Raw genomic sequence first — 6,795 nt, 5'->3', positions numbered from 1 at the left:
GCCCACCCTCCCCTTCGAGCGGTACGGCTGCCGGCGCAGGCAGCGACGCCCGGCTGCTGTCGAACACCTCCACGTGCAGCCCGGCCGGCCGGATCACCGTGGTCAGCGCGATGAGCGGCGAGGCGGTGTGCTGGTGCGCGTTGGTCACCACCTCGGAGACGAGCAGCCGCGCGTTCTCTTCCTCAACGGGCGAGTTGGCGTGCCGCAGCAGCCATACGACGTGGTCGCGGGCCAACTTGGCGGCGTCGGGCGCGTTCTGCGTGACGAATCGGAATGTGCGGATCATGGGCGAGACCATAGAGCCGACCCGGGATGTCATGTATCACCTTCACCGGGGTTCTCACTCCGTGGAGTAAAGCTTGCGCGATCGTCTTGGGTACGTGACATCCCTTCGGTGAGTCTTTATCGCATGGGACTTTCGAACCAACCCGACCCAGCGGCAGCGCCGCCTCGGGCAGGAACTGCAACGGCTGCGCGAGTCCACCGGCCTCTCCGCCGCAGAGGCGGGCGAACACATCGGCGTCAGCCGGGCCTACATGAGCAACATCGAGGCCGGGCGCACCAACATCTCGGTCGACAAGGCGCGTTCACTGACCGAGCTCTACGGCTGCACCGGTCGGCGGCTCGTCGATGGTCTCGTCGCCATGGCGGAGTCGGACGGCCGAGGTTGGTGGTCGGAGTACCGGCGGTTCGCGAATCCCGGGCTGCTCGACCTCGTTGAGCTGGAGGATTCCGCGACCACGGTGCGCACGTTCCACTGGTTGTACGTGCCGGGGCTGCTGCAGACCCCGGAGTACACCCGAGAACTCTTCCACGGTTGGGCCGGTGATTACCCCGCCGAGTCCCTTGAACGCTACGCGGAGATCCGTCGCCGACGCCAGGCCATCCTGGTCCGAGACGATCCGGCCACGTGCCACGCGATCATCCGCGAGGGGGTGTTCCGCATGGGCTTCATTGACCCGAAGGTCATGGTGGACCAGCTTGAGTACCTGATCGAGGCGGCTCGTTCCCCGAACATCACGCTCCAGATCGTTCCGTACGGCGCGCCGACCAATCCCTCCGCACGAGGCGCCTTCACCATCTACGACGCCTGGTCACCAGAGCTGCGCACGGTCAACCTGGAGCAGCCGATCAGCATGATGTTCCTCACCGAGCAACGCCAACTCGAAGAGTTCACCGCGCACTTCGCCCGCTTGGCTAGGGTGGCCCTGGCGCCACTCGACCCTCGAAGCGCCCCGGGTGAGGGCAGCTTGGGACTGGCGCAGTACCTGCTGTACTCGTTGAAGGAGACGATCCATGGCCGGTTCTGAGTGGCAGAAGTCCAGCTTCAGCGACTCCCCTGACCAGGACTGCGTAGAACTGGCCACCGCCGCTGGATCACTCCTCCTCCGTGAGAGCGACGACCCGGCCGCCGTCCTCACGGCCCGCCCCGCCCGGGTGGCGGCCATGCTGGCCGCCATCAAGGGCGGCGGGTGGACCTCGCGCGGGTAGCGCTCCGTGCGCCGTTGTCGCCGATTGTGGTCGCGGCTAGCGTCGTTCCCGGACAGCACGCAATGGGGAGGGCACCGATGCGACCACCAGCGGAGAGGAAACACCGGAGCCCTGTCGGGGACGACGGCCACCAGCCGGACCGCCCGATCCCTCCGCCGTTGTCCGAGACCCAACGCCCCCCGAAACCCAAGGACGACGGCCAGGAAGGTGAGGGTGGAACCTCCGGCGGCGGCTCCCGTTGAGCGGCTGATCACCGGCACCGCCGCCCGGTTGGGGCACGCGCCCCCGGCCGAGTGGGCGCGGGCGCTGCGTGCCGTGCCACGGCACCTCTTCCTGCCGGATCGCGTCTGGCTGCGAGACGGCGAGGGCGCCTATGCCCGCTGCGATCGTGCCAACGAGCCCGTGCGTTGGTGGGACGCGGCCTACGGCGACGAGCCGGTGGTCACGCGGCTGAGCGACGACGTGCCCGAGTCGTCGGCCTCGGCGCCAAGCACGGTGGTGCGCATGCTGGAGGCCGCCGAACCAACCGACAGCATGCGGGCGTTGGAGATCGGTACCGGCACTGGATTCAACACGGGGCTGCTGTGTCACCGGCTCGGCGATGAGCACGTGGCCACGGTCGAGTTGGATCCAGGTCTCGCCGACCAGGCGCGCGCCAACCTCAAGCGCGCCGGCTACACGCCGCACGTGGTGTGCGGGGACGGCGCCCTCGGCTGGTCGGACGGCGCGCCCTACGACCTGCTCATCGCGGGCTGCTCGGTGCGATCCCTGCCGCCGGCCTGGCTCGAGCAGGTGCGGTCCGGCGGCCGGATCGTCGCGCCGTGGAGTAGCGCGTGGTGCCCGTTCGGCACCCTCATCGCGACCAGGAACGAGGACGGCACCGCCACCGGCCGGTTCGCGCCCTTCGGCTCCTACATGGAGATGAGGACGCGTGGCCAGCGCGCGGACGTGGAGCTGATGCGGGACGTGCTGCGCCCGGGCCAGCGGCCGGAGGTCTCGACCACCCGCGTCTCCCCCTGGGCGGTCGCCGGCCACGACCTCGCCGCCCAGTTCGCCATCGGCCTGGCGGTCCCTGACGTCTGGCACTCGTGGGACACGGAGACGGAAGAGGCCGCCGTCCGCCTCTGGCTCGCCGCCGATGACGCCACGTCCTGGGCCGCCGTCGACCACGACGGCCGGCAGTTCCGCGTCGCCCAGTTCGGCCCGCGCCGCCTCTGGGACGAGGTCGCGACCGCCTGGCAGCGCTGGGACACCCAGGCCCGACCGGCCGTCGACCGCTTCGGGCTCACCGCCACCCCTGACGGCTCGTCGTTCTGGCTCGACTCGCCCGGCTAGCCGGGCCAGACAGACGGGACTATGCGGGAACGTGCGTAGTCCTTGGCCCGGTTCGGCTGGCACCCCTGAGAACTCCCAACACAATGAGTGGATCTGCCGCAGGGGGATGGGGCATCAGACGAGGAGGGCTGGTGTTATGGGGCGTCGCCAAATGCTCGTCGGAGAGTTCGGCGGATCAGTTGGTCCGCCCCGTGTCGGGGTATGAGGCCATCGGAGACTGCTTGTAGGCCCGTGTAGACGGCGCTCCAGATCATCAGTTCGATCCATCTGGCCGGAACCGCCGCGTCGAGCGTGCCTTCGCGCTGGCCGCGGTCGATCTCGGCGAGGAGGATGTCGTCGACCTCCTTGGCGATGCCGGCGTCGGCTTCGGCGGGTGTTCCCTCGGTAGCGGTGAATAGGAAGCGCACTCGGTCACCGGCGTGCACCATGGCCGTGACGATCCTCTGGATCACTTCCAGCGCGGAGCCCGTGGCCGGGCCGGCGTCTTCGACCACCGCGCGCAGCGTTCGCCATGAATCCGACACGAGCGCGGCGTGGAGAACGTGACGGTCGGAGAAGTACCGGTGAATGGTCGCTCGCCCCACTCCTGCGACGGCGGCGATGTCGCCCAGGCTCGCGGTGGGATCACGGGACCACTGCGCTGCCGCGGCATCGAGGATTGCCTGACGGGTACGGGCGCGCTGTGGTGAAAGATCCATTGCGGCATGATACTTGGCGCCCTACATTGAGACGATGATGTATCAAAAGGAGTCTGGAGATCTCGTTGTCGTCACGGGCGCGACCGGAGTCGTTGGTCGGCTGGCCGTGGCGGGGCTACTGGAAGCGGGCCTGCCGGTTCGCGCGGTGTCACGGCATCCGCACCAGGTCTCGCTTCCCCAGGGGGCGGAGGTGGTCTTCGGCGACCTCGATGCGCCGTCGACGTTGGAGGCGGCGTTCGATGGCGCGAGGCAGCTCGTGCTGATCGTCGCTCCTGACACCGTCGAAGACATCGTCACCCGCGCGAGACTCGCCGGTATCGAGCATGTGGTAGTGGTCTCCTCAGCAGCGGTCACAGCGGGCTACGACACCACATACCACACGGTCGTCGAACAGGCCGTCAGAGCCTCGGGGTTGGAGTGGACGATCGTGCGGCCCGGCGAGTTCGCGACCAACGCGCTCCTCGTCTGGGGGCCGTCGATCAAGGCAGACCGTCGCGTCGTCGAGCCCTTTCCCGATCAGATCGGACATCCCATCCATGAGGCCGACATCGCCGACGTCGTCCTCGCCGATCTGCTCGACCCCCATCGCCGCAGGCGCGTCGACACGATTATCGGACCAGACGTGCTGACCAAGCGCGAGCAGGTGGCGACGATCGCAGACGCGATCGGGGAGCAGATCGCACTCGACGAAGTCTCCCCCCAGCAAGCCCGCTCCTTCTACCAGGCCCAAGGCGGCTTCGCCGCCGCGAACGCGGACTTCCTGTTCGGCTTCGAAAGCTACGACGGCATCGAAGGGGCCGTCGACGAGCCTCACGAGACCAGCGCCCCCCCGGACGACGCCGACTACCTCACACTCAAGCAGGTGACCGGAACCCCAGCCCGCACCTACCGCCAGTGGGCCCAGGACCACGTCGCCGACTTCACCTGAAGGCCGCTGCGCATCGCCTCCGTGCCGTTCTTCTCGATCGCCGGCGAGGGCCGCGAGGCGGGGGCCACCGGGGCGGAGCGGCCGGAGGTGCTGGCCGCTCGCCCGCGCCCACGGCGCCTCGCCCGCCCAGGTCAGGCTGGCCTGGACGCTGCACCAGGGCGAGCACGTGCTCCCCATCACCGGCACCGGCAACCCCGACCACCTGGCCGAGAACCTGGCGGCAGGCGCGCCGCGCCTCTCCGAGGCGGAGCTGGCGCTCCTCTCCGGCGGCCAGGCGACGTGACCGTCCGTGGCGTCCCCGGGTTCCGCGTTCGCATCCGCCTCAGCCCGGCACGTCCATCCGCTGCGTGCCCACCACCGACAGCAGGCGGAGCGCCTCGGCCGAGGGGGAGCCGGGGGCGGCGGTGTAGATCACCACGCGCTGGTCGCGGTCGGCGATGTCCAGGACGTCGCAGTTGACGGTGATCCGGCCGACGAGCGGGTGGTGGAAGGACTTGCACAGATCGGGCAGGGCGCACACGTCGTGGGAGGCCCACAGGCGGCCGAACTCCTCGCTGCCGGCCAGCAGGTCGCGGACCAGCTCGGCGACCTCCGGGTCGTCCGGGTAGCGGGCGGCGGTGGCGCGGAGGTGGGAGGCGGCGTTGCGGGCGAACTCGGCGGACTCCGCCAGGCCGTACGGGGGCGCGGCCCCCGACCAGCCGGTGAGGAACGCGCGGCGCAGCAGGTTGCGGTCCCGGCGGGGGAGGGCGGAGAAGTCCTCCATTAGGGCGGCCGCGAGGTCGTTCCAGGCGATGACCTCGTAGGTCGCGGACAGCACGACCGCGGCGGCCTGCGGCAGCCGGTCGAGCAGGTCGAGGATGCTCTGCCGCACCTCGCGCGGCGGCCCGGGGGGCGGTCCTGGCGGGGCGCCGGCCAGGTGGTGGAGGTGGTCGCGTTCCGCGTCGGACAGCCGCAGGGCGCGGGCGACCCCGGTCAGCACCTCGCGGGAGGGGCGCGGGGCGCGGGCCTGTTCGAGCCGGGTGTAGTACTCGGTCGAGATGAACGCCAGCTGCGCCACCTCCTCGCGCCGCAGCCCCGGCGTGCGGCGCCGGCCGCCGGCGGGCAGCCCGACGTCGGCCGGGGTGATCCGTTCCCGCCGGCTGCGCAGGAAGCCGGCCAGCTCGCGTCTGTCCATGGTGTCCAGTGTGTGGCGGGCGCGCGGGGCTCAGCCAGGTACCGCCAGTGCCTGGCTGAGCGGGCGGGCCACGCGCAGGCTCGTGGCCATGGACAACACGAGGAACACAGGGACGGTCGGGTTGCTGGACGGCAAGGTCGCGCTCATCACGGGCGCCGGGCGCGGCATCGGGGCCGCCGCGGCGCGGCTGTTCGCCCGCGAGGGCGCGCGGGTGGTGCTCGCGGCCCGCACGGAGGCGCAACTGAAGGCCGTGACCGAGGAGGTCAGAGCGGCGGGCGGCACCGCCGACCACGTGGTGTGCGACCTGGCCGACCCGGCCGGCGTCCGCGCCGCCGTCGACCGGGTCGTGGCGCTGCACGGCCGCCTCGACGTCGCCTTCAACAACGGCGCCGCCGGGGTGCCGCCCGGGCCGCTCGACCAGGTGCGGGAGGCCGACTTCGACCGGGTCTACGCCGTCAACCTCAGGGGCACCTGGGCGGCCATGGCGGCCGAGGTCGCGGCCATCAGGGCCACCGCCGGCGCGGGCGCCATCGTCAACACATCGAGCGTCGGCGGCCTCATGGCCAATCCGCAGCTGCCCGCGTACGGGGCCACCAAGCGCGCCGTCAACAGCCTCACCGAGTCGGCGGCCGCCACCTACGGCCGGGAGGGCATCCGCGTCAACGCCATCGCGCCAGGCACGACGCTGACCGAGATGCTGCGGGACTGGGAGGCGGAGTCCCCGGGGGTCATCGACCAGCTCAACCAGCGCACCCCGCTCGGCCGCGCCGCCGACCCGGAGGAGATCGCCGAGGCCGCCGCCTGGCTGCTGAGCGACCGCGCCTCCTATGTGACCGGCGTGGTCCTCCCGGTGGACGGCGGCATCGTCCTCTGACGGACGCGGGCGGCGATCCGGCGGGCGCACTCCAGGGCCTCGGTGCGGGTGGTGTCCACCTCCAGGTCGTAGACCACGCCGCGGTGCACGAGCTCAGCCTGGGTCCTGGCCATGCCGCCGACCCGGTCGCCCCTGGCGGCCTCGCGGGCCTCGGCGACCGCGGGGTCGCACCGGACGCCGACCCACAGCACGTCGAGCCCGCCGAGGGCGGTCGTCCAGCGCCGCTGGGATTCGGCGCCGCCGAGGAAGACCTCGTCGACGATGACCCGCCCGCCGGCCCCGGCCATGGCCGCCA

The 6,795-nt window shown here is 71.2% G+C and carries 8 protein-coding genes and 2 pseudogenes; 6 read left to right on the top strand and 4 right to left on the bottom strand.

Features of this window, described 5'->3' with window-relative positions:
* Positions 1–286: ATP-binding protein (locus E1265_RS31350; protein ID WP_132934357.1), on the bottom strand; the 286-nt coding region annotated here is incomplete at its 3' end.
* 118 nt (positions 287–404) lie between these two features.
* On the opposite strand from E1265_RS31350, the gene E1265_RS31345 reads away from it, so the two are divergent.
* The 3 genes from E1265_RS31345 to E1265_RS31335 all read left to right on the top strand — a co-directional run bounded on the left by E1265_RS31345 (position 405) and on the right by E1265_RS31335 (position 2,826).
* Complete coding sequence (locus E1265_RS31345) at positions 405–1,310, top strand: helix-turn-helix transcriptional regulator (RefSeq protein ID WP_132934356.1); 906 nt, start codon at positions 405–407, stop codon at positions 1,308–1,310.
* Positions 1,297–1,491: a DUF397 domain-containing protein gene (locus E1265_RS31340; protein ID WP_132934355.1), complete on the top strand. Its 195-nt coding sequence runs from the start codon at positions 1,297–1,299 to the stop codon at positions 1,489–1,491. Before E1265_RS31345 ends, E1265_RS31340 begins: the two co-directional genes overlap by 14 nt.
* A gap of 207 nt (positions 1,492–1,698) precedes the next feature.
* Positions 1,699–2,826, top strand: a complete 1,128-nt coding sequence (locus E1265_RS31335; RefSeq protein WP_243741243.1) for a methyltransferase domain-containing protein — start codon at positions 1,699–1,701, stop codon at positions 2,824–2,826.
* A 134-nt stretch (positions 2,827–2,960) separates the two neighbouring features.
* On the opposite strand, the gene E1265_RS31330 is transcribed toward E1265_RS31335, so the two are convergent.
* Positions 2,961–3,524: a TetR/AcrR family transcriptional regulator gene (locus E1265_RS31330; protein ID WP_132934354.1), complete on the bottom strand. Its 564-nt coding sequence runs from the start codon at positions 3,522–3,524 to the stop codon at positions 2,961–2,963.
* Positions 3,525–3,558: 34 nt separating this feature from the next.
* Here E1265_RS31330 and E1265_RS31325 point away from each other — a divergent pair, with 34 nt between their 5' ends.
* Positions 3,559–4,452: an NAD(P)H-binding protein gene (locus tag E1265_RS31325; protein ID WP_243741242.1), complete on the top strand. Its 894-nt coding sequence runs from the start codon at positions 3,559–3,561 to the stop codon at positions 4,450–4,452.
* A 12-nt stretch (positions 4,453–4,464) separates the two neighbouring features.
* Positions 4,465–4,735 (top strand): annotated as a pseudogene (locus E1265_RS31320) (aldo/keto reductase); the annotation flags it as partial.
* Positions 4,736–4,774: 39 nt separating this feature from the next.
* Here E1265_RS31320 and E1265_RS31315 read toward each other — a convergent pair.
* Positions 4,775–5,626: a helix-turn-helix transcriptional regulator gene (locus tag E1265_RS31315; protein ID WP_132934353.1), complete on the bottom strand. Its 852-nt coding sequence runs from the start codon at positions 5,624–5,626 to the stop codon at positions 4,775–4,777.
* A gap of 88 nt (positions 5,627–5,714) precedes the next feature.
* On the opposite strand from E1265_RS31315, the gene E1265_RS31310 reads away from it, so the two are divergent.
* Positions 5,715–6,500, top strand: coding sequence for an SDR family NAD(P)-dependent oxidoreductase (locus tag E1265_RS31310; RefSeq protein WP_132934352.1), 786 nt, complete (start codon positions 5,715–5,717; stop codon positions 6,498–6,500).
* Here E1265_RS31310 and E1265_RS31305 read toward each other — a convergent pair.
* A pseudogene (locus E1265_RS31305) lies at positions 6,452–6,795 on the bottom strand (chloramphenicol phosphotransferase CPT family protein); the annotation flags it as partial. The gene E1265_RS31310 and the pseudogene E1265_RS31305 overlap by 49 nt on opposite strands.

This window comes from Streptomyces sp. 8K308 (genome assembly GCF_004348315.1).
Taxonomy (GTDB): Bacteria; Actinomycetota; Actinomycetes; order Streptomycetales; family Streptomycetaceae; genus Streptomyces.
This window is presented reverse-complemented; position numbering and strand designations above follow the sequence as displayed.

What these genes read in the sequence shown, in the direction of transcription:
- E1265_RS31330 (WP_132934354.1), bottom strand. Translation starts at nt 3,524, where the DNA reads ATGGATCTTTCACCACAGCGCGCCCGTACCCGTCAGGCAATCCTCGAT.
- E1265_RS31340 (WP_132934355.1), top strand. Translation starts at nt 1,297, where the DNA reads ATGGCCGGTTCTGAGTGGCAGAAGTCCAGCTTCAGCGACTCCCCTGAC.
- E1265_RS31310 (WP_132934352.1), top strand. Translation starts at nt 5,715, where the DNA reads ATGGACAACACGAGGAACACAGGGACGGTCGGGTTGCTGGACGGCAAG.
- E1265_RS31325 (WP_243741242.1), top strand. Translation starts at nt 3,559, where the DNA reads ATGATGTATCAAAAGGAGTCTGGAGATCTCGTTGTCGTCACGGGCGCG.
- E1265_RS31315 (WP_132934353.1), bottom strand. Translation starts at nt 5,626, where the DNA reads ATGGACAGACGCGAGCTGGCCGGCTTCCTGCGCAGCCGGCGGGAACGG.